We start from the raw sequence: 24,740 nt of genomic DNA on the forward strand, positions 1-24,740 counted from the left end.
ATGGGCGGCTCGGTGGTGTGCGGGCGATGGAGGCCGTCATGGGTGACCCAGCGAATAGCGCGTCGAAGGTTCCGCCCATGCTTGAATTGCGGATCCATGGCATCCGCAACACCCCGCCCCACGAGCTCCTCCGATCGGGGAAGCGGTCACTCAAGCCCGACGACGTGGAGCTCTCCTGGGGTGACGAGCTCGCGGGCTTTTACCGGGCCAAAGTCGGGGTGGGCGCCGGGGCCGAAGGCGCCGTTGTGGACTCCGATGCCGGTGCAAGCGCAGGTGCCGGTGCCGCGGCAAACGGTGGCAGCCGCCGGGTGGTGGAGGCGTATTCGTGGGGGCGGCTGGCTCGCTTCACTGGAGTAGGAATGGCCGGGAAGGTCGCCGACGCCGCGGTACGGACGGCCTGGTTCCTGCTGATGCCCTTCGGGCTGACCAACGCCGCCTACTGGAGCCGGCCGCTGCCCGCCGTTAAGCAGCAGGCGGTTACCGATCCAGTGACCAGGCAGGCGGAACCGCGCATCGACTACGCGGACAACAAGCCTCGCGGGCACGACGGAGCGGGACGGATCAGGCTCTTCGCGCTGGGTCTGACCCTGTACTTTGTGGTGACGGCGGCCGTGGTCTCGATGGACCTGATCGCGGTCCAGTGTTTTCCCGCCGACGTCCCGGACCAGGAACGCCGCGTCTGCTCCGCGCTGCCGGCCTTCCTGGACGGCCTGGCCGGCAGGACCCGCGGACAACGCGTCGTCATGTTTGCCCTGATGCCCATCGTGTCGGTGGCCGTCCTGGCAGCCATCGCCTACTTGGCGCGGACCCGGTTCCACCCCCGGCCGAACCTCGGCAATGATACCCAGGTAGTGGCCGGCAGCAGTGTCGAGGAAATAGCAGCGCTCCCTACGCTGATGATCCGGAATCTGTGGGAAGCGCGTAAGGAGATCCGCTACAACGGGTGGCTGCACGTGTGGGCGGCGCTTGCCGCGGTTGGCGCCATCATCGCCTGGGACGGGCTCTGGACACGGATCGATGGCGTTGCCTGCGGAAGCCTGGGCACATTCTTCACGGAGTGCGCCCTTCGTATGGCGCCCGGGCGAATCGGCCTGACTGGCATCGCGATGGTCTTCGCGTGGCTGGTCGCGGCCGGCGCGGTGGTGCTTGCGGGGATTGAGACGGTCCGGAAGTCCCCGGACAATCCGGACATGCCGTCCCGGGACGGATCATCATTGATGGGCTGGATTTCCGGCGGAGCCATCATCAGCGTCCTCGCGGCCGGTCTGGCAGCCGTTCTCTCAGGTGCTCCCGACGGCGGGGTCCCGGGCGCAACGCGAATGCTGGGCCTGGGCACCGCTCCGGCCGGGCTCATGTTCGTGATGCTGGTGCTGATCCTCACCATGAGCCGGCTCCGAAGGGAGGGCTACGACAAACGGACTCTCGGCTGGCGGGGCAAGGGCTCGGCGGTCTTCTCCACCCTTGCCCTGGGAGCGGCAACCATTCTGAGCTGCGCAATTGTGGGGGCTGCCGCCACCGTACTCCAGCGCAACCTCGAGCGGCGGGCTGCCACGGCTGACGGGATGTGGCGGTACGGGTCCATGGCCGGTGACGTCCTGATGCCGCCGTCGGTCTTTTCGCTCTTCAGCGGGCTGCTGCTGGGAGTGATCGTCGCGGGTGCCGTCGCCTGGGGATTGTGCACGTGGCGGGCCGTGCGATCGATGACCTGGAATACGCAGGAAGCCGCCGTCTCGGAGCTGCTCTTGGCCTACTCTGCCGATCCGCCCCTGCCGCAGCAGGAAGCGGCCGGCCGAAAACTAGTGGCCGCCCGGCGGACCGCGTCCCTCGCTCACCGGGCAGAGGCCGTGGTGTCGCTGCTGGCCGTCCTCATTTTCCTGGGGCTGCTGTCAGCCTTGATTCTGGGCACCTTCAAGGACTGGTGGAATTCCGGTCCGGTGGCAGGGCTTTACGGGCTGATCGAAAGCATGGGTGTCCTGGGTCTCGCTGCGGCTGGCGCCACCATTGTTGCGCTTGCCGTGATGTCGGCCAAACCGAACTCCCGGCCACTGGCACTGCTCTGGGACCTGATGTGCTTTATGCCCAAGACCGCCCACCCGTTCGGTCCCCCCAGCTACGGCGAGCGGGCGGTCCCCGAATTTGCCGCCAGGATTGCGGCGTGGCTGGATGGCACGGACGGCGCGCCCCCTGCCAAAACCGGCATGGTGGCGATCTCGGCGCACAGCCTTGGTGCGGTGATCGCCGTCAGCGCCCTGTTCCATCTAAAGTCAACCCGGCCGGATTTGCCTTTCAACCGGATCGGGCTGCTGACCTACGGCACGCAGCTGAGGTCCTATTTCGGCCGGTTCTTCCCGGAACTCCTGGGTCCGGCCGTGCTCGCCACCGCCCCGGCGGGCCGGACAAAGCTCACCGCGGCCGGAAGCCCGGACGATGAGCGCATTGTGACCGGCGAACCGGCGGTTCAGTTCGACGTGAACCTCAGCCACGTCCTCGGGGCCGGTCCGAATCGATGGGTGAATCTGTACCGCAAGACCGATTACCTCGGCTTCCCGGTTCTCTATAAAGGTCCGGGAGGTGCCGAGAACGTCGGGACAGACCCCTACGCGCAGGAGATGGATCCCTTCACGTACCAGTTCCTCGTAGTAAGCCACAGCGACTACCTGCAGGCGCCCCAATACGACGCGGCGATTGCCGCCGTCGTCAATTCCCTGCCGGCTCCGGAGACGTAACCCGGGGCCTTGCGGTCTGTAGCGCGCGTCACAGATGGCAGGATGGTATGTATGACTTATTCAGCCGCGGAAGACCGCTATGAATCCATGCCCTACCGCCGCGTCGGACGCAGCGGACTGAAACTGCCGGCCATTTCCCTGGGACTGTGGCACAACTTCGGCGACGACAAGCCCTTCGAAGTGCAGCGGGCCATCCTGCGCCGCGCCTTCGATCTGGGCGTCACCCACTTCGACCTCGCGAACAACTACGGACCGCCCTACGGCGCCGCCGAGACCAACTTCGGCCGCCACTTCAAGGACGACTTCAAGCCGTACCGCGACGAACTCATCATCTCCAGCAAGGCCGGCTACGACATGTGGCCGGGCCCGTACGGCAACTTTGGCTCCCGCAAGTACCTGCTGGCCAGCCTGGACCAGTCCCTGAAGCGCATGGGCCTGGACTACGTGGACATCTTCTACAGCCACCGCCCGGACCCGGAAACGCCGATGGAAGAGACCATGGGCGCGCTGGACCAGGCCGTCCGCTCGGGCAAGGCGCTGTACGCGGGCATCTCGTCCTACACTCCGGAGCAGACCCTCGAGGCCGCGCGGATCCTGAAGGAACTCGGTACGCCGTTGCTGATCCACCAGCCGAGCTACTCCATGCTGAACCGCTGGACCGAGAACGGCAGCCCCAACCTGTACGAGGCCCTGGAGCAGGTGGGCGCCGGCTGCATCGCCTTCTCGCCGCTGGCCCAGGGAATGCTCACAGGCCGCTACCTCAACGGCGTGCCCGCGGATTCCCGGGCAGCGCAGCACAAGTCCCTGGACGAAGCCATGATCACTCCCGAGAACCTGGACCGCGTCCGCGGGCTCAACCGGATCGCCGAGGGCCGGGGCCAGACCCTCGCGCAAATGGCGATCGCCTGGATCCTCCGCGAGCAGGGCGAGGGCTCCTCCGTGACCTCCGCACTCGTCGGCGCTTCCAGCGTCCGGCAGCTGGAAGACACCCTGTCCGCCATCAACAACCTGGACTTCACCGCAGACGAGGTCAATGCCATCGACGAGTTCGCCGTCGAGTCGGACATCAACCTATGGAAGCAGAAGTAACAACGTAACGCTTCAACTGGCGGGGGCCGGGAACAATCCCGGCCCCCGCATGGTTGGGTAAGATGAAAAGGCGCCGAATGGCGCACTGCCAGCGTGCCGCCGTCGTACTTTCCGGTACTAACCGTCCTGGCGGCTGAAGTTGTCTTCAAAGGAGCTCCGTGTCTGCAAATCCGATTCGTGTTGCCATCGTTGGTGTGGGTAACTGCGCCGCCTCGCTCGTCCAGGGCGTGCATTATTACCGTGACGCCGATCCCCAGGCCACGATCCCGGGTCTGATGCACGTGGAGTTCGGCAAGTACCACGTCAACGATGTCCAGTTTGTTGCCGCCTTTGATGTTGACGGCAAGAAGGTGGGCGTGGACCTCGCCGACGCCATCCTGGCCAGCGAGAACAACACCATCAAGATCGCCGACGTGCCCCCGACCGGCGTGACCGTCCAGCGCGGCCACACCCTGGACGGCCTCGGCAAGTACTACCTCGAGACCATCGAACAGTCACCCGAAGAGCCCGTTGACATCGTCGCCGCGCTCCGCGAATCCAAGGCCGACGTTATGGTCTGCTACCTCCCGGTTGGTTCCGAGGATGCAGCGCACTTCTACGCGCAGGCTGCCATCGACGCCGGCGTGGCGTTCGTCAACGCCCTCCCCGTGTTCATCGCCGGCACCAAGGAATGGGCCGACAAGTTCACCGCCGCCGGCGTGCCGATCGTGGGCGACGACATCAAGAGCCAGATCGGTGCCACCATCACGCACCGCGTTATGGCCAAGCTCTTCGAAGACCGCGGCGTCACGCTGGACCGCACGTACCAGCTGAATGTCGGCGGCAACATGGACTTCAAGAACATGCTGGAGCGCGACCGCCTCGAGTCCAAGAAGATCTCCAAGACCCAGGCCGTGACCTCCAACGTTGAAGCCGAGATTGCACCGCGCAACGTCCACATCGGCCCGTCCGACTACGTCCAGTGGCTCGACGACCGCAAATGGGCCTTCGTCCGCCTCGAAGGCCGCAACTTCGGTGATGCCCCCGTATCGCTCGAATACAAGCTGGAAGTCTGGGACTCACCCAACTCCGCCGGCGTGATCATCGACGCCATCCGCGCCGCCAAGATCGGCCTGGACCGCGGCATCGGCGGCCCGCTGCTCTCGGCCTCGAGCTACTTCATGAAGTCCCCGCCGGAGCAGTTCAACGACGACCTCGCCCGTGACAAGGTCGAGGCCTTCATCCGCGGAGACCTCGAGCGCTAAACGCTCTCTCACCTTTGGTGGGTTTTTGCCGGACGCTCTCTCACTTTTTGGTGGGGGAGCGTCCGGCGTTTAAAGCCCCGTGCGACGCTCTCGCACCTTTGGGGCGTTTCTGGCGGACGCTCTCTCACTACATCGAATGCGAAAAGCCGGACACGACCGCGGGATCCACCCAGGCGGACCGCAGTTCCCTTTTGAGAATGCTGACGGCGCGTTCGAATCCATCGGCCAGATCCTCTTTACCGAAAATGAGGACCGTCCAGCCGGCGGCTTCGAAGGCCTTGTCCCGTCGCCGATCGCTGAGTTTCTGTTTGGGCATGAGGTGATGGCCGCCGTCGTACTGGATGGCCACGCGCCGATGGCGGTATCCCAGATCCGCCGACGGCGACAGCGGGTCTGCCTCGCGCAGCGTGAGCTGAAGCTGGGGCTCGGGGACCCCGGCGTCGAGCATTGCCAGCCGGAGCAGGGTCTCCGGGCCGGAATCCGCTCCGACTCGCATGAGTTCCAGGGCTTCGCGGGCGCGGACAATTCCCTGGAGGTTTTTGTGCCGACCCGTCAGGGCGCGCAATTCCTCAATGGTGGTGAACGGTACATCGCGGTTTTCAAACGCCTGCCGGGGCAACCGGATCAACTCGTCACCCAGGCATATGAGGTCCTTCAACGGCAGCACGCGGGCCATGTCCAGCCATGTGCGCGGACGCGTGCTGATGCGGATTCCGTCAACCGATTCGACCTCGTCATCAGCCGCGGTCACCGTATGTCCGATCACGCCTTTGCGGCGAACGCTCGGCAGGGACCGCGGCTTGCTCAGATGCAGTTCCGTGGAGTCGGAGAGCCACGGTGGAAGGCACGAACTGCGAAGACGTGCCGCCGTTACGTGCGAGATCCAGGCACCCGGAGTGGCTGCCGAGAGCGCGCGGGCGGCAGCCTCAAGTTCGAAATCCCAGTCTGCGGGACGGTACAGTCCGCGGCTGACATGCGCGACGTCGGGCCGAAGGAGACGATTCCGAGGTACGCCTTCGGCTGTGGCGTCCGTGAGCGTGAACGGGCCGGATGCCAATGTGGCGGGAAGCGCAGTCTGCGTGTGCATACCGGCATTGTTCCTCAGAGTCGCCGGTGCCCGCAGAAGTTATCCACAGGTGAGAGAGCGTTGCCTGGAAAGGCCCCAAAGGTGAGAGAGGGTTCGTTGGAAACCCACCATATGTGAGAGAGCGTCCGGGGTGGGGGCGGGATAGGTCAGAAGAGGCCGACTGGGTTGCCGTGCGCGTCGACGTCCATGCGCATCGCGGCGGGCTCCTTGGGTAAGCCGGGCATGGTCATGACGGCACCGGTCAGGGCCACGATGAAGCCGGCGCCGGTCTTCGGAATGAGGTCGCGTACGTGGATGATGAAGCCCTTGGGTGCGCCCAGTTGCGAGGCGTCGTCGGTGAACGAATACTGCGTCTTCGCCATACACACGGGCATTCCGCCCCAGCCGTGCTTCTCAATGTCGGCCAGCCTTTTGAGTGCCGGCACCGAGAACTCCACGCCGTCGGCCCCGTAGATCTCCTGCACAATCGTCCGGATCTTGTCCTCCACAGACAGGGTCAGCGGATACAGGTGCCGGAAGTCCGACGGCGCCGCCACCGCGGCGGCGACCTTCGCCGCGAGTTCATCGCCGCCGTCGCCCCCTCCGCCCCGGCCCCAGACGTCGGCGACCGCGGCCTGTACGCCTTCCCGGGCGCACCAGGCGAGCAGCCACTCCAGCTCTTCGGGCGTATCTGTGGCGAACTTGTTGATGGCCACCACCGGCGCGATGCCGAACTTCTCGACGTTGTGCACGTGCCGTTTCAGGTTCCCGACGCCGGCGGCCAGCGCCTCGACGTTCGGCTCCTTGAGCTGGTCCTTCGGGACGCCGCCGTGCATCTTGAGCGCCCGGACCGTCGCCACCACCACGACGGCGGACGGTGCCACGTCTGCGATGCGCGCCTTGATGTCCATGTACTTCTCAGCGCCGAGGTCCGCCCCGAAGCCGGCTTCCGTGACCACGATGTCGGCCAGCTGCTGCGCTGTCCGGGTGGCGATGAGGGAGTTGCAGCCGTGCGCGATGTTCGCGAACGGGCCGCCGTGGACAACGGCGGGCGTGCCGGCGATGGACTGGACAAGGTTGGGCTTGAGGGCATCCTTGAGCAGCATGGTCAGCGCGCCCTGGACACCCAGATTCGCCACCGTGACCGGCTGGCGGTCGTGGCTGTAGCCCACAGTGATGCGGCCTATGCGCTCGCGCAGATCGTCCAGGTCCGTGGCCAGGCAGAAGACGGCCATGATCTCGGAGGCCGCTGTGATGTCGAAACTGTCCTGGCGCGGCACGCCCTGCGCCGGTCCGCCGAGGCCGATGATCACCTCTCGGAGCGAGCGGTCGTTCATGTCCAGGACGCGCTTGAACGTCACGCGCCGCGGATCGATGTTCAGCTCATTCCCCTGAAAAATGTGGTTGTCCACAAGGGCCATGAGCGCGTTGTTGGCCGAAGTGATCGCGTGGAAGTCACCGGTGAAATGCAGGTTGATCTCGTCCATGGGCAGAACCTGGGAATAGCCGCCCCCCGCCGCCCCGCCCTTCATGCCCAGGATGGGGCCCAAGGACGGTTCGCGCAGCGCGATCATGACCTTGTGGCCCGCCCGTGCCAGCGAATCGGCCAGTCCCACCGTGGTGGTGGACTTTCCCTCGCCGGCCGGGGTGGGGGACATGGCCGAGACGAGGACCACTTTCCCGGCGGTCTTTCCCGCGGGGAGCCGCAGCCGGGCGGGGTCGATTTTCGCCTTGTACCGCCCATACGGCTCCACGGCATCGGCATTGATACCGGCCCGCTCCGCGATCTCCCCGATGGGCAGGATGGCGGCCCTTTGCGCGATCTCAAGATCGGTGAGGACCTTGTTTTCAGACATCGATGTCCTTTGGCTCTGTGCGGAACACTGTGCGCGACAATCTATCAGCCGACGATTCAAAGGTGAGAGAGGGTTGGGGGGAAACGGCTCAAAGGTGAGAGAGGGTTGGGGAAGTTGGGGTCAGCCGGCTGGCCAACTGCTGTTCGACGGCGGCGTGGTACGTTTCCAGCGTGATGGCGGCAGTGCGGTTCCACCCCAGGTTCTCCGCCCGGATGGCCGCAGCCCGCCCCATATCGGCACGGGTGTCCGGATCGTCGTACATCGCTTCGAGCGCGTCCGCCCAGTCCTTGGCATGGTGCCCGTCCACCAGCAGCCCGGTCCGGCCATGGCAGATGGCGCGGGACAGCCCGCCCACCCGGGTGCCCACCACGGGCGTCCCGCAGGCCTGTGCCTCGATGGCCACCAGCCCGAACGATTCGCTGTAGGAGGGCATCACCACAACGTCCGCCGCCCGGAACCAGGACGCCAGGTCACTGGCGCTGACCGGGGGAAGGTGCGTGACGACGTCGTCCAGTCCAGATTCGGCGATCAGGTGCCGGAGGTTGAAGTCCTTGTTGCCGCTGAGGGCGCCCAGGATGGTGAGCCGGAGATCGATCTCGGGCCGCCGGGCGCGAAGCAGGGCCGCGGCTTTGAGCAGGATCTGCGGGCCTTTCAGCCGCTGGATGCGGCCGGCGAACACCAAGTGGAACGTCTCCGGCGAAACACCGCGTTCGGCCCGGGACCGCGCGCGGAACGCGGGTGTAAAGGTGCTGAGGTCCACCCCTGGCGGCGCCACATCGATGCGATCGTAATCAGCACCGTAGTGGGACACCAGCTCTTCGGCTTCGGCGGTGGTGTTGGCGACCAGGCGGGCGGCGCCGTCGACAATCCGGTGCTCGCCCTCCTCCCGCCGCCGCGGCTCGGGCTGTTCGCCGGACTCCAGCAGGAGATTTTTGACCTTGGCCATGGTGTGCATGGTGTGGACCAGCGGCACACCCCAGAGCTCCGAGAGCTCCAGGCCGGCGATCCCGGACACCCAATAGTGCGAATGGATGACGTCGTAACGGCCGTGCGGCTGGCGCTGGCGGATCTGGTCGATCTCGGCCACCAGGTGGTGCAGCAGCTCCGGCAGTTCTTCCTTGGGGATCTTCCGCGGCGGCCCGGCCAGCACGTTGTGGACGCACACGCCGGGGTTCGGATGTTCGACGGCGGCCTGCTTGGCTGAGGTGGAGCGCGTGAAGATCTCAACCTGCACGCCGGTATCGGCCAGCGCCGAGGCCAGCTCGCGGATGTAGACGTTCATCCCGCCGGCGTCGCCGGAGCCTGGCTGCTCCATCGGGGAGGTGTGGAGGGAGAGTAACGCGACCCTGCGGATCAATGTCATGACTTCTCCTTCCCACCGCTGGCGCGGCGTGGGCCCCGCTGTTGCCCACTCGGTAAAACACTACTCCAGCCGCTCCCGGGCGGCCTCCCGGCACGTGGCCGGCTGCTAACGTGGCGCGTGTGAATGCAGCCACAACACCGCACAGTTCCGCAGAATACTCGATCCGCCCCGCCACGGACGCCGACTGGCCCGGCATGTGGGCCGTGCTGGAGCCCGTCATCCGGTCCGGCGAGACGTTCACCTGGGACCGGGACACAACTGAGGCCGACGCCCGGGCCCTCTGGTTCAAGGATGCCCCCGGCCAGGCGTTTGTGGCCGTGACGCCCGACGGCGGCGTGATCGGCACCGGCGAACTGCACCCCAACCAGGGCGGCGCGGGCAGCCACGTGGCCAACGCCGGCTACATGGTCCACAGCGGCCACGGCGGCAAAGGCGTGGCACGGGCCCTGTGCGCATACTCCCTGGACGCGGCACGGGACGCGGGCTTCCGGGCCATGCAGTTCAACGCCGTGGTGGAAAGCAATGTCCGCGCGGTGGCCGCCTGGCAGGGGATGGGCTTCGAAATCCTCGCCACCATCCCCGAGGCGTTCAACCACCCCACGCTCGGATACGTGGGCCTGCACGTGATGTACCGGAAGCTCTAGCCGCGCCAAAGCCCGCGCAGCGCAGGGAACGCGTGCTCGTAGCCGGCCATGAGCTGTGCCCCCAGGGCGGGGGAATCCACCAGGGGATGCCGACCGAAAGCGTCGACGGCGGCCGCCCGGTCTCCGTGCGTCGCTGCCCGGACGGTGAGCCGCTCCACCTCCTTGACGCGCTGGAGGAGGGTGAGTTGCTCCGGTCCCGGGGCTGACTGCGTAAGCGGCACCGCGCCGTCGGGCGTTACCGTGCAGGGGACCTCGACGACGGCGTCCGCCGGCAGTCCCGGAATGGCCGGTTCCGGGGTGGTGCTGCCGGGGGCGGTCGCCCCGCCAGGACCGGACGGAAGCGTGTTGGGCGTGTTGAGGATGAGCTGGGCGTCCCCGGCTCCCGCCAACGCGCGCATCACCGCCAGGGCGACGCGTTCGTAGCCGCCGCCGGCGAGGTCGTCCTCGTCGCGCTGCTCGCCGTGGGTCCGCGCCTCCGCGAGGTAGCCTTCCTCCCGCGAGCGGCGGGCGGCGTCCCACAGCGTGTACGCCTCCGCCCCGGCTGAGGCGAGCCGCGGATAGAGTTCGGCCTGCTGGTGGTGGATGGACTCGCCGCGGGTCTGGGCCATGGCGCGCATGGCCGCCGCGGCGCTGTCCCGCTGGTAGTAGTAATAGAGGTATTCGTTGGGCAGGGCGCCCAGGTCCTGGAGGAACGGCTGCGGGAAGAGCCGGCCTTCCTCGAAGGTGCTGAGGGCAGCGGCATCTGACAGCAGCGCGGGCAGCAGATCCTGGCCGCCGGACTCCAGCCGGTGGAGCCAGCCCAGGTGGTTCAACCCGTAGTAGCCCACGCCGTCGAGCGTTCCGTCGGGCAGCGTCAGGCCGGCGGCGCGGGCCGCCCGGTGCACCAGCCCACCCGCGGAATCGCAGATCCCGATGACCTGCCGGCCAAGGACCGGCAGCAGGGCTTCGGTGACCATGCCGGCCGGGTTGGTGAAGTTGATCAGCCAGGCGTCCGGGCAGAACTCCCGCATCTGCCGCGCCAGGTGCAGCATTTCCGGGATGGTGCGCAGGGCGTAGGAAATGCCGCCCGCGCCGGTGGTTTCCTGGCCGAGCAGGCCAAGGTCCTGGGCCACGCGTTCGTCCCTGATCCGGCCGGCCGTGCCGCCGGGGCGGATGGCGGCGAACACCAGGTCTGTACCCGCCAGGGCCTCCGGCAGGGACGTCGTGGTGTGGACGGCGGGGGCCTTGGCACCTGCGTTCGGGCCGGAGGTGGGGCCTCCGGCAGCGCCGCAGTCGGACTCGGGCATGGCGCGCAGCACCGCGGTGATGGCGCGGAGGCGGTCGGGATCGACGTCGAACAGCACCAGTTCGCTGACCAGCCCCGCAAACGCGCCGGACGCCAGCGCCCGGTACACAAGCGGCACGCGGAATCCGCCGCCGCCGGCAATCATAAGCCGCATAGTCAGCAGTCTAGGCGGGCGCCGGGCGCGCCCCTACCGTGGGGCCGCGGCAGGGCGTAGTGTGCCGGACATGGACGCCATCCCGGACCGCCGCTTCGACCCGCTCTCTGCCCTCCGGAAACCGTCCGACGGCGGGTTCGACCTCCTCCTGGCCGGCACTGTCTTCCAGGACATCATCTTCACGGGACTGCCCCACGCGCCCGAGCCGGGCACGGAAATCTGGAGCGAAGGCATGGGCAGCTGCCCCGGCGGCGTCGCGAACCAGGCAATTGCCGCGGCGAGGCTGGGACTGCGCACGGGACTGGCAGCCGCCTTCGGCGACGACGGCTACGGAGACTACAACTGGAAAATCCTGGCCGGGCAGGAACACGTGGACCTGAGCCTGTCGCGCCGCATCCCGGGGTGGCATTCCCCGGTGACCGTCTCGCTCAGCGTCCACAACGACCGTTCCCTGGTGACGCATGGACACCCGGCGCCCGTGACGTCGTCGGAACTGATCGGTCCGCCCCCGCCGGCGCTCGCGGGCATTGCCGAGCTCGACGTCGAGATTGAACCCTGGGCTGTCGCCGCCCACCAGGCCGGCGTCAAACTGTTCGGGGATGTGGGCTGGGACCCCAGCGGCGAGTGGTCACCGGTCCGGCTGGAAAACCTGCAGTACTTCCACGCTTTCCTGCCCAACCAGCGGGAGGCCATGGCCTTCACGGGGAAGGACAACCCGTGGTCCGCACTCTATGCCTTGGCGGACCGTGTGCCCGTTGCAGTGGTGACGCTCGGGGCGCAGGGTGCCATGGCGGTTGACTCGGAAACCGGTGAGGAGGAGTGGGTGCCGTCGTTGCCGGTGACTGCCTTTGATCCCACCGGAGCCGGCGACTGCTTTGATGCAGCCTTCATCGTGGGCAGCCTGGCCGGATGGCCGCTGGGCAACCGGCTCCGTTTCGCCAACCTCTGCGCCTCCCTGGCCGTGCAGGAGGTGGGCGGTTCGCTGGCAGCGCCCGGCTGGGGAGACATCGCGGACTGGTGGAAGCGGGCCAACTCCCGGCCCGAACGCCAGAGCAGCCAGTGGCTCCGCCGCTTCGGTTTCCTGGCGGACATTATCAGCGACGTCCCGCTGGCAGCGCAGCGCCGCGCCACCGCCACCATCGCGCACCTGTCCGACGCCTGACGCCGTGGCGCCCTGAACCGTGCGCCGGGAACGCGGCGCGATTATCCCGTCCCGGGCCCCCGCACTAGAATCACTAGGGTGACTTATCCCGTAACGACCGGTGACTTCCGCGCGGCCTCAGGACCTGATCCTCAGTACGAGCGGTCCGCCGTCATTGACCTGGACGCCATCCGCCACAACGTGCGGCGGCTGGCAGACGCGGCCTCACCCGCGAGGGTCATGGCCGTGGTGAAGGCCGACGCCTACGGACACGGCGCGGTTCCGGTGGCCCGGGCCGCCCTCGAAGCCGGCGCGTCCTGGCTGGGGGTCGCGCACATCTCCGAGGCGCTGGCGCTGCGGGCCGCGGGCATCGACGCCCCCCTGCTGGCCTGGCTGCACACGGCGGAAAGCAACTTCGCCGCAGCGGTGGCTGCCGGCGTCGACATCGGCTGCTCCGGCTGGGAACTGGACCGGATTGTGGCCGCCGCGCGTGACCAGGAACGTCCCGCGCGGATCCACCTGAAAGTGGACACGGGCCTGGGCCGGAACGGCGTAGCGCTCGATGCCTGGGACCAGCTGCTGGGCGAAGCCATGGAGTACCAGGACCAGGGCCTCCTGCGCGTGGTGGGCATCTTCTCCCACCTGTCCGTGGCAGATGAACCCGAACGGCCGGAAACCGATGAACAATTGGCGGCCTTCCGCGAGGTGCTGGCTGTGGCCGAGGACGCCGGCGTGGACGCTGAAGTCCGTCACCTGGCCAACACCCCCGCCACGCTGTCCCGCCCCGATACTCACTTTGACCTGGTCCGCGTGGGCCTGGGCATCTACGGCCTCTCGCCCTTCGAAGGCCAGACGTCCGCCGAACTGGGCCTCCGGCCCGCGATGACGCTGCGCACCCTGGTGTCCCAATGCAAGCAGGTCCCCGACGGGCAGGGCGTCTCCTACGGCCTGCGCTACCGCACCAGCGGCCCCAGCACCCTGGCGCTGATCCCGCTGGGCTACGCCGACGGTGTGCCCCGCATTGCCACCGGCGGTCCCGTCCGGGTGGCTGGCCGGACCTACCCCGTGGTGGGGCGCATCGCCATGGATCAGATGGTCATCGACCTCGGCAACATCGGCCCCGCCGGCGCAGACCTCTTCGGCGCCGAGGCGGTGCTGTTCGGCAACGGGGACGACGGCGGGCCCACGGCGGACGACTGGGCGGTCGCCGCCGGCACCAACAACTACGAGATCGTGACCCGGATCAGCCCGCGGGTGCCGCGCCGGGTCATCAACGAAAGTCCCGCCGTCGAGCCTTCCGGCAGCCGCCCAGCCGGCGACGTTCCTGGCGCCGGGCGTTCTGCCATCGGCAATCCCGACGCCGGGCAGGCAACACCGTGAGCGTGCTCCCGGCAGAGATGCCCACCTGGGAACAGACGCGGAGAGTCACGACGGCGCATGAGACGCACGCGCTCGGTGCCGCTTTAGGGGCGGAGCTGCAGGCCGGGGATCTGTTGGTGCTGACCGGCGAGCTGGGGGCCGGCAAAACCACCTTCACGCAGGGGCTCGGCGAAGGCCTGGGCGTGCGCGCGGGAATCATCTCGCCCACGTTTGTCCTGGTCCGCATCCATCCCAACCTGCCCGACGGCCCGCGGCCCGGTGGCCCGGACCTGGTGCACGTGGACGCGTACCGGCTGGGATCGGCGTCGGAAATTGACGATATTGACCTGGAAAACACGCTGGACTCGTCCGTGACCGTGGTGGAATGGGGGCGCGGCCGGGTGGAGCACCTGAGCGAGAGCCGGCTGGAAGTGGACCTGCACCGGGCGATCGGGCTGGACGCCATAGGCGCCGCGGAACCAATGCCCGGCCACACCGAAATCCTCGACTTTGACACCGAGGACTTCGACGAACCCCGCACTATCGTGCTGCGCGGGTTTGGTCCCCGCTGGAGCACCAAGCCTGCTCTGGGCGGCGCCATCGAAGGGACACCCTGATGCTCATTCTCGCCATCGACACGTCCGCCGTGGCCAGTGCCGCACTCGTCTCGGACGACGCCCTCGAAGGCGTGGTGGCCAGCTTCTCCACCGAGGACACGCGCAGCCACGCCGAAGTGCTTGCACCCGGCATCGAGGACCTGCTGGCCTCTGCGGGCGTCACCGGCGGGGACATTGACGCGATCGTGACAGGCGTGGGCCCCGGCCCGTTTACCGGCCTGCGCTCGGGGATCGCAACCGCCCGGACGCTCGCCTTCGTCTGGGACAAACCGCTGTACGGGCTGATGAGCCTGGACGCCGTGGCACTGGAAGTGGCTGAGTCCACCGATGCCGCGGCCGAATTCCTGGTGGTCACGGATGCCCGGCGCAAAGAGGTCTACTGGGCGCGGTACAGCCTCGCCGACGGCCAGTTGCCGCAGCTCGAGGACGGCCCGCACGTCAGCTTCGCGGCCGACCTGCCGGACCTCCCGGCCTACGGCGCCGGCGCCGGACTCTACAGTGACGTGCTGCGCGCAGACCCGGGATTCAGCAACGAACAACCGGACGCCCTCTACCTCGGACAGTTCGCCTTGGCCCGGCTGGCAGCCGGCGGGCAGCTGCTCGACTCCACACCCCTGTACCTCCGGGAATCGGACGCCCAGGTCCCCGGCCCACGGAAGCGGGCCCTGTGAGCATGCCGACCAGCGCTGACGGAGTGGTTTTCCGGGACATGACCCTGAAGGACGTGCCCGCCGTGGACGCCCTCGAACAGCGGCTGTTCCCTGCGGACGCGTGGCCGCTGCACATGTTCCTGTCCGAACTGTCCCAGCCGGAAACGCGCCGTTACCTGGTGGCGGAAAGCGGCGGCGAGATAGTGGGCTACGCCGGCCTGATGTGCATCGAGCCCATCGCGGATGTCCAGACCATCGCCGTCGTGCCTGAATGCGAAGGCCGGGGCATAGGCTCTACGCTCCTGAACAGGCTGATCACGGAAGCCGGTCTCCGCGGGGCGGCGGACGTCCTCCTGGAGGTCCGCGCGGACAACCCCCGGGCGCAGCAGCTGTACGTGCGGTTCGGCTTCGAACAGATCCACGTCCGCCGCGGGTACTACCGCGACGGCGTTGACGCCCTCATCATGCGGCTGCAGCTGGTCCCCGAAGCCACTGCCGACCCAGCGTCAGCTGACCCCGCACCAGCCCAGGATCACACAACAGAAGCAGGCCAGCCATGAACCGTTCGCAGCCCCTGGTGCTGGGCATCGAATCCTCCTGCGACGAAACCGGCGTCGGCATCGTCCGAGGCACCACGCTGCTCACCAACACGGTGTCCTCCTCGATGGACGAGCACGTACGCTTCGGCGGCGTGATCCCCGAGATCGCCTCGCGCGCGCACCTTGACGCCTTTGTGCCTACCCTGCGCCAGGCCCTGGCCGACGCCGACGTGTCGCTGGAGGACGTGGACGCCCTTGCCGTCACCTCCGGGCCGGGGCTCGCAGGAGCACTGATGGTGGGGGTCTGCGCCGCGAAGGCCCTCGCCGTGGCCACCGGAAAACCGCTGTATGCCATCAACCACCTGGTGGCGCACGTCGGCGTCGGGCTGCTGGATGGGAAGTCCGACGGCGGAGCTGCCGCCGGCCGTGGGGCCAGCGGCACCGCCGGCCGTCCCGCCAGCCTTGCGGTTGGGCTCGGCCACGAAGGCCGTCTCCCGGAAAACCTGGGCGCCCTGCTGGTCTCCGGTGGGCATACCGAAATCCTGAAGATCCACAGCATCACCAGCGACGTCCAGCTCCTCGGCTCCACCATCGACGACGCCGCCGGCGAGGCATACGACAAGGTGGCCCGCATCCTGGGCCTCGGCTACCCGGGCGGCCCGGTCATCGACAGGCTGGCCCGCACCGGCAACGCCAAAGCCATCCGCTTCCCGCGCGGCCTCAGCCAGCCCAAGTACATGGGCACCGCCGAGGAGCCTGGAAAACACCGCTACGACTGGTCCTTCAGCGGCTTGAAGACGGCGGTGGCGCGGTGTGTCGAGCAGTTCGAGGCCCGCGGCGAAGACGTGCCGGTGGCCGACATCGCCGCAGCTTTCCAGGAAGCAGTGGTGGATGTGATCACGTCCAAGGCCGTCCTGGCCTGCCGGGAGCATGGCATCAAGGACGTGCTGCTGGGCGGGGGCGTGGCGGCCAACTCCAGGCTGCGCGAACTCACCGGCCAGCGTTGTGCGTCCGCCGGAATCAGACTCCACGTGCCACCGCTTGACCTGTGCACGGACAACGGCGCCATGGTGGCGGCCCTCGGTGCGCAGCTGGTGATGGCCGGGATCGGGCCCAGCGGCATCCGCTTCGCCCCGGATTCCTCGATGCCCGTCACCGCGGTCTCACTCCTGGCCTGACCCGACTGCCGCGAAGCTTCCGGTGGTTGAGCCTGTCGAAACCCCGCAGGGACTGCGTTACCCCGTCGGGCCGTTCCGCATCTGCTTGACCAGGTCCAGCACCACGGCCTGCAGGTCGCCGCCGTGCTCTGCAGCGACGCGTCGCTGCCGCTGGTACCCGGCGCCGCGGCGGATGATCTTCTCGACGTCGGCCAGTTCGTCGGGGCAGCCGAGCTTCGCTGCCACCGGCTCAAGCCGGTTCAGGGTCTCCAGGAGGTGGTCGGTGACCAGCTGTTCGTTGCCGGCGGCGTCGAGGATGATGATGGCCTCCATGCCGTAGCGGGCGGCACGCCACTTGTTCTCCTGGATGTGCCACGGCGGCATGGTGGGGATGGTGCCGCCGTTGTCCAGGGTCGTGGAAAATTCATCCACCAGGCACTGGGTGAGCGCGGCAATCGCGCCCACCTCCTCCAGGGTGGCCAGGCCGTCGCAGATGCGCATTTCGATGGTGCCGAGGTTCGGAACGGGCCGGATGTCCCAGCGGATCTCGGACAGGGCGTCGATCACGCCGGTGGTGAACATGTCCTGGACGTAGGACTCGTATTCGTCCCAGGACGGGAACTGGAAGGGCAGGCCCGCCGTCGGCAGCTGCTGGAACATCAGGGCCCGGTGCGACGCGTAGCCGGTGTCCTCGCCGCCCCAGAACGGGCTCGACGCCGAGAGCGCCTGGAAATGCGGGAAGTAATTGACCAGGCCGTCCAGCACGGGGAGTGCCTTTTCGCGCCGGTCGAGGCCTACGTGGACGTGCACGCCGTAGATGACCATCTGCCGGCCCCACCACTGGGTGCGGTCGATCAGCTTGGCATACCGGGCCTTGTCCGTCACGGGCTGCAACTGCGGCGGGCTGAACGGGTGGCTGCCGGCGCAGAAAACCTCCACGCCCATGGGGTCGGTGATTTCGCGCACCGCGGCCAGGGACCGGCTGAGGTCTTCTTTGGCTTCGGCGGCGGTCTCGCAGATGCCGGTGACCAGTTCCACGGTGTTGAGCAGGAGTTCCTGCTTGATGTGCGGGTGTTCGTCGTCTTCGTTGAGTTCGGGGTGCTTGGCGACGACGCCGCTGAGTACTTCGTTGGCCACTGATGCCAGTTCGCCGGTCTGGCCGTCCACCAGGGCAAGCTCCCATTCCACACCAAGAGTTGATTGCTTCGATGAAGCGAAATCAATCTTCATGCGTTCCCCTAACTGTTCAGATATCCCTGGGCACGCGCCGCCTTCAAGTCTAATGCAGGGGTAGCATCGTCTTGATGGCCTTGTTCCTTTGGACCCGTGACAGTATTCACAAAACCACTCTCCTTATTGCGTCCGCTGCCGTGGCCGCCCTGACTGCCTGCACGGCGGTTCCCGCCACCGCCCCGGCGGCCTCTGGCCCTGCACCGGCCTCAACCCCGGAATTAGAGCGGCCGACGACGGCACCTCCGTCCGCTTCTCCCTCACCTGACCCCGGGCTGCTGCCGCTGGGCTGGGGCCCGGAGCAGCGGGACCAGGATGTCGCCGCGACCGCCGTGGCGGCGATGTCGGTCGAGGAGAAGGCCGGCCAGGTGCTGATGCCGGTATACGCCGGTACCGACGCCGAAGCCCAGGCCGGCACCATTGAACGCCTCCATCTGGCCGGGTCCATCATTATGGGCGACAACATTCCGCTCGACGCGCGCGGTCAGGCGGATCCGGCTGCCATGAGTGTTGTCAACGCCCGGCTGGCCCAGGCCGCCAAGGCCGACGGCAGGCCCTGGCCCGGGCTCATCGGCGTGGACCAGGAGGGCGGGATTGTGGCGCGGCTGGGTGCGCCCCTGACCGAATGGCCAACGGCCCTGAGCTACGGGGCTGCCGGCAATGCGCCACTCGCCAAGGACGCCGGCCGCGCTCTGGCCGCGGAGATCGCGTCGCTGGGCTTCACGGTGGACTTCGCCCCCGATGCGGACGTGACCATCGGCCCAGCAGATCCCACCATCGGTGCCCGGTCAATGTCCGGCAACCCGGACGCGGCGGGAGCACTGGCGGTGGCGTTTTCCCAGGGCATGCAGGAGGCCGGCGTCCTGCCCGCCGTCAAGCATTTCCCCGGCCACGGCTCCGTCACCGTTGACTCGCACCAAGACCTCCCGGTGCAGCCCGCGAGCATCGCGGAACTCGAAGCCCGGGACTGGAAGCCGTTCCGGGCAGCCATCGCCGCCGGTATGCCCATGGTCATGACCGGGCACATCGCCGTACCGGCCCTGGAACCCGGCGTCCCGGCGTCGTTGTCCGGCCCCACCTATGCTGCGCTGCGCGGCATGGGCTTCAAGGGTGTGGCGGTGACCGATGCCCTCAACATGGGCGCAGTCCAGCAGCAATACCCGGGCGGCTCCGCAGCAACGGCGGCCCTCGCCGCGGGCGCGGACCTGCTCCTGATGCCCACGGACGTGGGGCAGGCCCACGCAGCCGTCGTTAGCGCTGTCGCGGCCGGAACACTGCCGGCGGCCCGCCTGGACGAAGCAGCTGTCCGCGTGGCCACCATGATGACCTGGCGCGGCCGCGTCACGTCGCCGCCTGCGCGGTCGGCCCCCGCCAGCGCGGCCCCCGGCAGCGGCGCCGACATCTCGGCGCGGGTCTCCGCGGCCGCCGTCACGGTGCTGTCCGGACACTGCGGCGTGCCAATCGTCGAGGGAAGCATCCGGATTGCCGGAGGATCAGCGCAGGACCGGGCGCGGTTTGAGGCTGCCGCAGCGAAGGCCGGGCTCGGCACCGGGGCGGGCCCCCTGGTCAGCCTCATCGGTTACGCCGGTCGGCCGGTTGGGGGCGATATCGCTGTGGCACTGGATGCGCCGTGGCCGCTGCAGGATTCCACTGCCCCGGTGAAGATTGCGCTGTACGGCCGCACGCCTGGCGCCTTTGACGCCCTTGTTGCCGTGTTGGCAGGCAAGGCGACTGCCCCGGGAAAGCTGCCCGCCGCCGTCGGAAGCTATCCGGCCGGGACAGGCTGCCCGTAACGAAAAGTACCCACCCCAACTAGGTAGCGCTATCTGTCGTTTTGAGACCTCAAAACGACAGATAGCGCTACCTAGTTGGGCGAGACGGGTTTAATGGACAGGTGCCCATTCTGAATAAAGACATGACCCTGTGTATTTCGCTGTCGGCCCGGCCCAGCAACAACGGGACGCGGTTCCACAACCACCTCTACGACCAGCTGCACCTGAACTGGATCTACAAGGCCTTCGCCCCCACCGACCTGGCCCAGGCGATCGCCGGCGTCAGGGGCCTGGGAATCCGCGGCTGCGCGGTGTCCATGCCGTACAAGGAGGACGTGATGGCCCTCGTGGATGAGCTGGATCCTTCCGCTAAAGCCATCGATTCGGTCAACACAATCGTGAACACTGATGGGCATCTGAAGGCCTACAACACCGACTACACCGCCATCGAGCAGCTCCTCGCAAGCAACGCCGTGCCCACGGACTACTCGGTGCTGGTCCAGGGCGCCGGCGGCATGGCCAAGGCCACCGTCGCTGCCCTGCGGGACGCCGGCTTCACGGACGTCACCGTCATCGCCCGGAACAAAGACACCGGCAGGGCGCTCGCAGAGCAGTACGGGTTCCAGTGGCGGGCAACGCTCGACGGCGGCACGGCAGACCTGATCATCAACGTCACCCCCATCGGTATGGCAGGGGGCCCGGAACTGGACTCGCTGTCCTACCCGGAAGATGCGATCGCCGCAGCCAAAGTGGTGTTCGACGTCGTGGCGCTGCCCGCGGAGACGCCGCTGATCAAGGCGGCCCGCGGCGCCGGGAAACAGGTCATCACCGGCGCCGAAGTGGCCACCATCCAGGCGCTCGAGCAGTTTGTGCTCTACACCGGTGTCCGGCCCACCGATGAGCAGGTCCGGGCGGCAGAGGATTTCATGCGCGCCCAGTAGGACGCGCCCACTAGGACAACGTTTGGACAGGTTCCACCGAGATGGCCACCCGGTCCTCCCCAATGCGGGTCAGGACCAGGGTGGCTGTTTTTTGTCCGGCCTTTTTCCCGGCCACCTTGCTTCCGGCGAACAGCTGCTTGCGCAGTTCCTCCGGGGTTACCGAGGTGCCGCGCTTTTTGATGTCCAGCACCGTGATGCCGTTCTCCTTCACCCAGGCCTTGAGCGCCTTGACGTTGTACGGCATCACTTCCAGGACCTTGTAGGCGCGGGCGAACGGCGTGTCCACCAGCTCCGGAGCGCAGATGTAGGCGATGTGCTCGTCCAGCAGGTGCCCGCCCAGTTGAAGCGCGACGTCGGCCACCAGGCCGGCGCGGATCACCGCGCCATCGGGCTCATACAGGTAGCCCGCTGCCGGACCCACCGGCGCGGCGGGACCGCCGTCGAAGTCTTCGGCGCTGGTCAGCTCGGCGGCACCCTGCGGGCCGAGCAGCAGCGCCGCACGGCGGATTCCGGGCCGGCGCACGGAGTTGAACCACAGGGCCACTTCGGTGACGTCGCCGCCCACCGATACCCACTGCGCTTCGCAGCCGGCGGGAACTGACTCGTGCGGCATGCCGGGGCCCATTTTTACGCCAACGGCGCGCCCGGTTGCGGCGAGCGATTCCACAAAGGACAGCGGCGGTGAAAACGCCTCAGGATCCCAGATCCTCTTGGTACCCGAGGTGGAGGTGACCCGGCGTGCGGGATCCAGCCAGACGCCGTCGACCCCGTCCAACGGGACGGTGGTGGCGTCGGAGTGCACCACGGTGGCGTTGGGGAAGGGGATCAGGTTGACCGTGGCGCAGGCGGCCGTGGTTTCGTCCATTTCCACGGCCGTGACCGTGATGTCCATCGAAGCCAGGGCCAGAGAGTCTGCGGCAAGGCCGCAGCCGAGATCGGCCACGTGGCGGACACCGGCCTGCGCAAACCGCTCGGCATGCCTGGCGGCCACCGTGAGACGCGTGGCCTGTTCCAGCCCGGCCTGCGTGAAGAGCATGCTCCGGGCGAACTCGCCGAACTTCAGCTCCGCCTTGGTGCGCAGCCGGGACTGGGTGAGGACGGCGGAGACCAGTGCAGGGGAGTGCCCGGCCTTGCGGAGGGCCGCGTTGAGCTCCAAGGACTTGTCCTCGCGGTACGGGCCCAGGGACGCCAGGAGCTCCCAGCCTTCGCTCGTGAGCAGTGGGGCGATCTGGTCCTGCGGTGCTTGAGCCATGGGTTCAAGCCTAGTGGAGGTAGCCCGGCGGCCAGTTCCCGCTAGGGTTAAAGGCATGGAAGACAGCGCAGGCACCCAGCCGTCCGGACTACCCCAAGAAAGAGAGCCGGACCTGGTGAAGTTTGCCCGCCCCGCGCTGATTGCAGGATCCGCAGTGGCCGTGGTCTGCGTCGCGCTGCTGGTAATCATCCTCTTCCTGGACACGTTCAACGCCACCGTCTACTCCGTGGGCGGCAAGAACATCCAGGATGCCACGGACGAGGCACAGGAGATCCGCGGCCTCTACGCCGGGGCGCGCATAGGCGGCATCATCCTGCTGGTGGTCTCGCTGCTGGCTGCCGTGGGCGGCGCCGTGGTGATGTACCTGCGGCGGGGCGCCGTTGAGGAAGGGGACGACGGCGACGAGGACGTCGATCTCGAAGAACTCACCGGCCGGTAACAGCTGTTCGCCAGCGACATAATTCTGGCACTCGCCTTGACCGAGTGCTAACCAATACATAGAGTCATCATTAGCACTCTCCCTAGGAGGGTGCTAACACATGAAGAGCTGCCAGCCAGGCTGCTGCCGGCACCGCGACGACGGTTTGCCAGCCACGGCGAAGCAGCTCAACTGTCCATGAATTTGCTGACGTAGAAGGAGAGGTCCGAGTGTCGGTCTCTATTAAGCCTCTTGAGGATCGTATTGTTGTCCGCCCGCTCGAAGCCGAGCAGACCACGGCTTCCGGCCTGGTTATCCCGGACTCCGCACAGGAGAAGCCGCAGGAAGGCGAAGTTGTTGCAGTAGGCCCCGGCCGCTTTGACGACAACGGCAACCGCGTTCCGATCGATGTTGCCGTTGGCGACGTTGTTATCTACTCCAAGTACGGCGGAACTGAAGTCAAGACCGGTGGCACCGAGTACCTCGTGCTCTCCGCCCGCGACGTTCTGGCGATCGTCGTAAAGTAACTCTTTGGATCCCCGTACTGCTGTTCCGTCCCTGACCGAACAACAGTGCGGGGTTCTGTCTTTGAAAGGACAAAACCATGGCAAAGCAGCTTGCGTTTAACGACGCTGCACGCCGGTCGCTTGAAGCCGGCATCGATAAGCTCGCCAACACTGTCAAGGTGACGCTCGGCCCCCGCGGCCGCAACGTTGTCCTCGACAAAAAGTGGGGGGCACCCACCATCACCAATGACGGCGTCACCATCGCCCGCGAAATTGAGCTTGATGACCCGTATGAAAACCTTGGCGCGCAGCTGGCCAAGGAAGTAGCCACGAAGACCAACGATGTTGCCGGCGACGGCACCACCACGGCCACCGTGCTCGCCCAGGCCCTGGTCAAGGAAGGCCTGCGCAACGTTGCGGCGGGCGCCGCTCCGGGCCAGATTAAGCGTGGCATCGAGGTTTCCGTAGAAGCCATTGCAGCCCGCCTGCTCGAGAACGCACGCCCGGTTGAAGGCACGCAGGTTGCCAGCGTGGCAGCAATCTCGGCCCAGAGCGACGAAATCGGCGAGCTCCTCGCCGAGGCATTCGGCAAGGTCGGCAAGGATGGTGTGATCACCATCGAGGAGTCCTCCACCACGCAGACCGAGCTGGTCCTCACCGAGGGCATGCAGTTCGACAAGGGCTACCTGTCCCCGTACTTCGTGACCGACTCCGAACGCCAGGAAGCCGTCCTCGAAGACGCCCTTATCCTGATCAACCAGGGCAAGATCTCCTCCGTGCAGGACTTCCTGCCGCTGCTGGAGAAGGCGCTGCAGAGCTCCAAGCCGCTCTTCATCATTGCGGAAGACGTTGAGGGCGAGGCCCTGTCCACGCTGATCGTCAACCGCATCCGCGGCACGCTGAACGTTGTTGCCGTCAAGGCTCCGGGCTTCGGCGACCGCCGCAAGGCCATGCTGCAGGACATCGCCACCCTCACCGGTGCGCAGGTCATCTCCGCGGAACTGGGCCTCAGCCTGGATTCGGTTGGCCTTGAGGTGCTGGGTACTGCCCGCCGCATCACGGTCACCAAGGACAACACCACCATCGTTGACGGCGCCGGTTCCGCAGAAGACGTCGCAGCCCGGGTTTCCCAGCTGCGCGCCGAGCTGACCCGCACCGACTCCGACTGGGACCGCGAAAAGCTCCAGGAGCGCCTGGCCAAGCTGGCCGGCGGCATCGGTGTCATCAAGGTCGGCGCAGCCACCGAAGTTGAGCTGAAGGAAAAGAAGCACCGCATCGAAGATGCAGTGTCCTCCACCCGCGCCGCCCTCGAAGAGGGCATCGTGGCCGGTGGCGGTTCCGCGCTGATCCACGCACTGAAGGCCCTCGACGAGGACCCTGCAGTCAAGGCACTCGAAGGCGACGCCGCCGCTGCTGTGGGCATCGTCCGCCGCGCGCTGGTCCAGCCGCTTCGCTGGATCGCCCAGAACGCCGGTTTCGACGGCTACGTTGTCACCGCCAAGGTTGCCGAGCTCGAAACCAACAACGGCTTCAACGCCAAGACGGGCGAGTACGAGGACTTGATCGCCGCCGGTGTCATCGACCCGGTCAAGGTCACCCGTGCAGCCCTGCGCAACGCGGCATCCATCGCTGCGCTGGTTCTCACCACCGAGACCCTCGTAGTGGAGAAGCCCGCTAACGAAGACGAGCACGCAGGCCACAGCCACTAATCCCCACCGTCTCCCTCACCTC

21 protein-coding genes are annotated in these 24,740 nt (G+C 67.3%); 15 read left to right on the forward strand and 6 right to left on the reverse strand.

The genetic code is table 11. The features are described 5' to 3' along the window. Positions 1 to 77 precede the first annotated feature (77 nt). The 3 genes from NG697_RS10765 to NG697_RS10775 all read left to right on the forward strand — a co-directional run bounded on the left by NG697_RS10765 (position 78) and on the right by NG697_RS10775 (position 5,059). The gene (locus NG697_RS10765) at positions 78 to 2,726 is read left to right on the forward strand and encodes a hypothetical protein (RefSeq protein ID WP_252598361.1); all 2,649 of its coding nucleotides are present in this window, start codon (positions 78 to 80) and stop codon (positions 2,724 to 2,726) included. Between the two features lie 51 nt (positions 2,727 to 2,777). Continuing rightward, a complete protein-coding gene (mgrA, locus tag NG697_RS10770; protein ID WP_252614178.1) occupies positions 2,778 to 3,815 on the forward strand; it encodes an L-glyceraldehyde 3-phosphate reductase in 1,038 nt (345 codons plus the stop codon). 158 nt (positions 3,816 to 3,973) lie between these two features. Further along, positions 3,974 to 5,059: an inositol-3-phosphate synthase gene (locus NG697_RS10775; protein WP_252614180.1), complete on the forward strand. Its 1,086-nt coding sequence runs from the start codon at positions 3,974 to 3,976 to the stop codon at positions 5,057 to 5,059. Positions 5,060 to 5,186: 127 nt separating this feature from the next. On the opposite strand, the gene NG697_RS10780 is transcribed toward NG697_RS10775, so the two are convergent. The 3 genes from NG697_RS10780 to mshA form a co-directional block, all read right to left on the reverse strand. Then, positions 5,187 to 6,146 carry a DUF559 domain-containing protein gene (locus NG697_RS10780; protein ID WP_252598358.1) on the reverse strand — a complete coding sequence of 320 codons (960 nt, stop codon included), beginning with the start codon at positions 6,144 to 6,146 and terminating at the stop codon, positions 5,187 to 5,189. A gap of 146 nt (positions 6,147 to 6,292) precedes the next feature. Next, positions 6,293 to 7,981, reverse strand: a complete 1,689-nt coding sequence (locus NG697_RS10785; protein WP_252598357.1) for a formate--tetrahydrofolate ligase — start codon at positions 7,979 to 7,981, stop codon at positions 6,293 to 6,295. Between the two features lie 88 nt (positions 7,982 to 8,069). Next, positions 8,070 to 9,344, reverse strand: a complete 1,275-nt coding sequence (gene mshA, locus NG697_RS10790) for a D-inositol-3-phosphate glycosyltransferase (RefSeq protein WP_252598356.1) — start codon at positions 9,342 to 9,344, stop codon at positions 8,070 to 8,072. A 119-nt stretch (positions 9,345 to 9,463) separates the two neighbouring features. Here mshA and NG697_RS10795 point away from each other — a divergent pair, with 119 nt between their 5' ends. After that, on the forward strand, positions 9,464 to 9,988 hold the full coding sequence (locus NG697_RS10795; protein ID WP_308293085.1) for a GNAT family N-acetyltransferase: 525 nt from the start codon (positions 9,464 to 9,466) through the stop codon (positions 9,986 to 9,988). On the opposite strand, the gene NG697_RS10800 is transcribed toward NG697_RS10795, so the two are convergent. Next, complete coding sequence (locus tag NG697_RS10800) at positions 9,985 to 11,427, reverse strand: family 4 glycosyl hydrolase (protein ID WP_252598355.1); 1,443 nt, start codon at positions 11,425 to 11,427, stop codon at positions 9,985 to 9,987. The two genes, NG697_RS10795 and NG697_RS10800, sit on opposite strands and share 4 nt — an antisense overlap. Before the next feature lie 70 nt (positions 11,428 to 11,497). Between NG697_RS10800 and NG697_RS10805 the strand changes: the two genes are divergently transcribed. The 6 genes from NG697_RS10805 to NG697_RS10830 all read left to right on the forward strand — a co-directional run bounded on the left by NG697_RS10805 (position 11,498) and on the right by NG697_RS10830 (position 16,911). Next, positions 11,498 to 12,589, forward strand: coding sequence for a carbohydrate kinase family protein (locus NG697_RS10805; protein WP_252608936.1), 1,092 nt, complete (start codon positions 11,498 to 11,500; stop codon positions 12,587 to 12,589). Positions 12,590 to 12,667: 78 nt separating this feature from the next. After that, on the forward strand, positions 12,668 to 13,948 hold the full coding sequence (gene alr, locus NG697_RS10810) for an alanine racemase (RefSeq protein WP_252598353.1): 1,281 nt from the start codon (positions 12,668 to 12,670) through the stop codon (positions 13,946 to 13,948). Positions 13,949 to 13,965: 17 nt separating this feature from the next. Continuing rightward, entirely contained in the window at positions 13,966 to 14,544 is a 579-nt protein-coding gene (tsaE, locus tag NG697_RS10815; RefSeq protein ID WP_252609080.1) for a tRNA (adenosine(37)-N6)-threonylcarbamoyltransferase complex ATPase subunit type 1 TsaE, read from the forward strand. After that, on the forward strand, positions 14,544 to 15,215 hold the full coding sequence (gene tsaB / locus NG697_RS10820) for a tRNA (adenosine(37)-N6)-threonylcarbamoyltransferase complex dimerization subunit type 1 TsaB (RefSeq protein ID WP_056344197.1): 672 nt from the start codon (positions 14,544 to 14,546) through the stop codon (positions 15,213 to 15,215). Before tsaE ends, tsaB begins: the two co-directional genes overlap by 1 nt. A gap of 2 nt (positions 15,216 to 15,217) precedes the next feature. Then, positions 15,218 to 15,754, forward strand: a complete 537-nt coding sequence (rimI, locus tag NG697_RS10825; RefSeq protein ID WP_252598657.1) for a ribosomal protein S18-alanine N-acetyltransferase — start codon at positions 15,218 to 15,220, stop codon at positions 15,752 to 15,754. Then, a complete protein-coding gene (locus NG697_RS10830; RefSeq protein WP_252614181.1) occupies positions 15,751 to 16,911 on the forward strand; it encodes a tRNA (adenosine(37)-N6)-threonylcarbamoyltransferase complex transferase subunit TsaD in 1,161 nt (386 codons plus the stop codon). Before rimI ends, NG697_RS10830 begins: the two co-directional genes overlap by 4 nt. A 57-nt stretch (positions 16,912 to 16,968) precedes the next feature. Here NG697_RS10830 and NG697_RS10835 read toward each other — a convergent pair whose 3' ends face one another. Beyond that, positions 16,969 to 18,120 carry a glutamate--cysteine ligase gene (locus NG697_RS10835; RefSeq protein WP_252614182.1) on the reverse strand — a complete coding sequence of 384 codons (1,152 nt, stop codon included), beginning with the start codon at positions 18,118 to 18,120 and terminating at the stop codon, positions 16,969 to 16,971. Positions 18,121 to 18,461: 341 nt separating this feature from the next. Here NG697_RS10835 and NG697_RS10840 point away from each other — a divergent pair, with 341 nt between their 5' ends. Then, the gene (locus NG697_RS10840; protein ID WP_252614222.1) at positions 18,462 to 19,913 is read left to right on the forward strand and encodes a glycoside hydrolase family 3 N-terminal domain-containing protein; all 1,452 of its coding nucleotides are present in this window, start codon (positions 18,462 to 18,464) and stop codon (positions 19,911 to 19,913) included. A 101-nt stretch (positions 19,914 to 20,014) separates the two neighbouring features. Continuing rightward, the gene (locus NG697_RS10845) at positions 20,015 to 20,833 is read left to right on the forward strand and encodes a shikimate 5-dehydrogenase (RefSeq protein WP_308293086.1); all 819 of its coding nucleotides are present in this window, start codon (positions 20,015 to 20,017) and stop codon (positions 20,831 to 20,833) included. Positions 20,834 to 20,843: 10 nt separating this feature from the next. Here NG697_RS10845 and NG697_RS10850 read toward each other — a convergent pair whose 3' ends face one another. Beyond that, positions 20,844 to 22,085, reverse strand: coding sequence for a class I SAM-dependent methyltransferase (locus tag NG697_RS10850; RefSeq protein WP_252614184.1), 1,242 nt, complete (start codon positions 22,083 to 22,085; stop codon positions 20,844 to 20,846). A 55-nt stretch (positions 22,086 to 22,140) separates the two neighbouring features. On the opposite strand from NG697_RS10850, the gene NG697_RS10855 reads away from it, so the two are divergent. The 3 genes from NG697_RS10855 to groL all read left to right on the forward strand — a co-directional run bounded on the left by NG697_RS10855 (position 22,141) and on the right by groL (position 24,718). Continuing rightward, the gene (locus tag NG697_RS10855) at positions 22,141 to 22,524 is read left to right on the forward strand and encodes a hypothetical protein (RefSeq protein WP_252614185.1); all 384 of its coding nucleotides are present in this window, start codon (positions 22,141 to 22,143) and stop codon (positions 22,522 to 22,524) included. Positions 22,525 to 22,733: 209 nt separating this feature from the next. After that, a complete protein-coding gene (gene groES, locus NG697_RS10860; RefSeq protein ID WP_018773735.1) occupies positions 22,734 to 23,030 on the forward strand; it encodes a co-chaperone GroES in 297 nt (98 codons plus the stop codon). 77 nt (positions 23,031 to 23,107) lie between these two features. After that, complete coding sequence (groL, locus tag NG697_RS10865) at positions 23,108 to 24,718, forward strand: chaperonin GroEL (RefSeq protein ID WP_058931792.1); 1,611 nt, start codon at positions 23,108 to 23,110, stop codon at positions 24,716 to 24,718. Positions 24,719 to 24,740: the final 22 nt, after the last annotated feature.

The organism is Pseudarthrobacter raffinosi, assembly GCF_023913835.1.
In the GTDB taxonomy this organism is placed as follows: Bacteria; Actinomycetota; Actinomycetes; order Actinomycetales; family Micrococcaceae; genus Arthrobacter; species Arthrobacter raffinosi.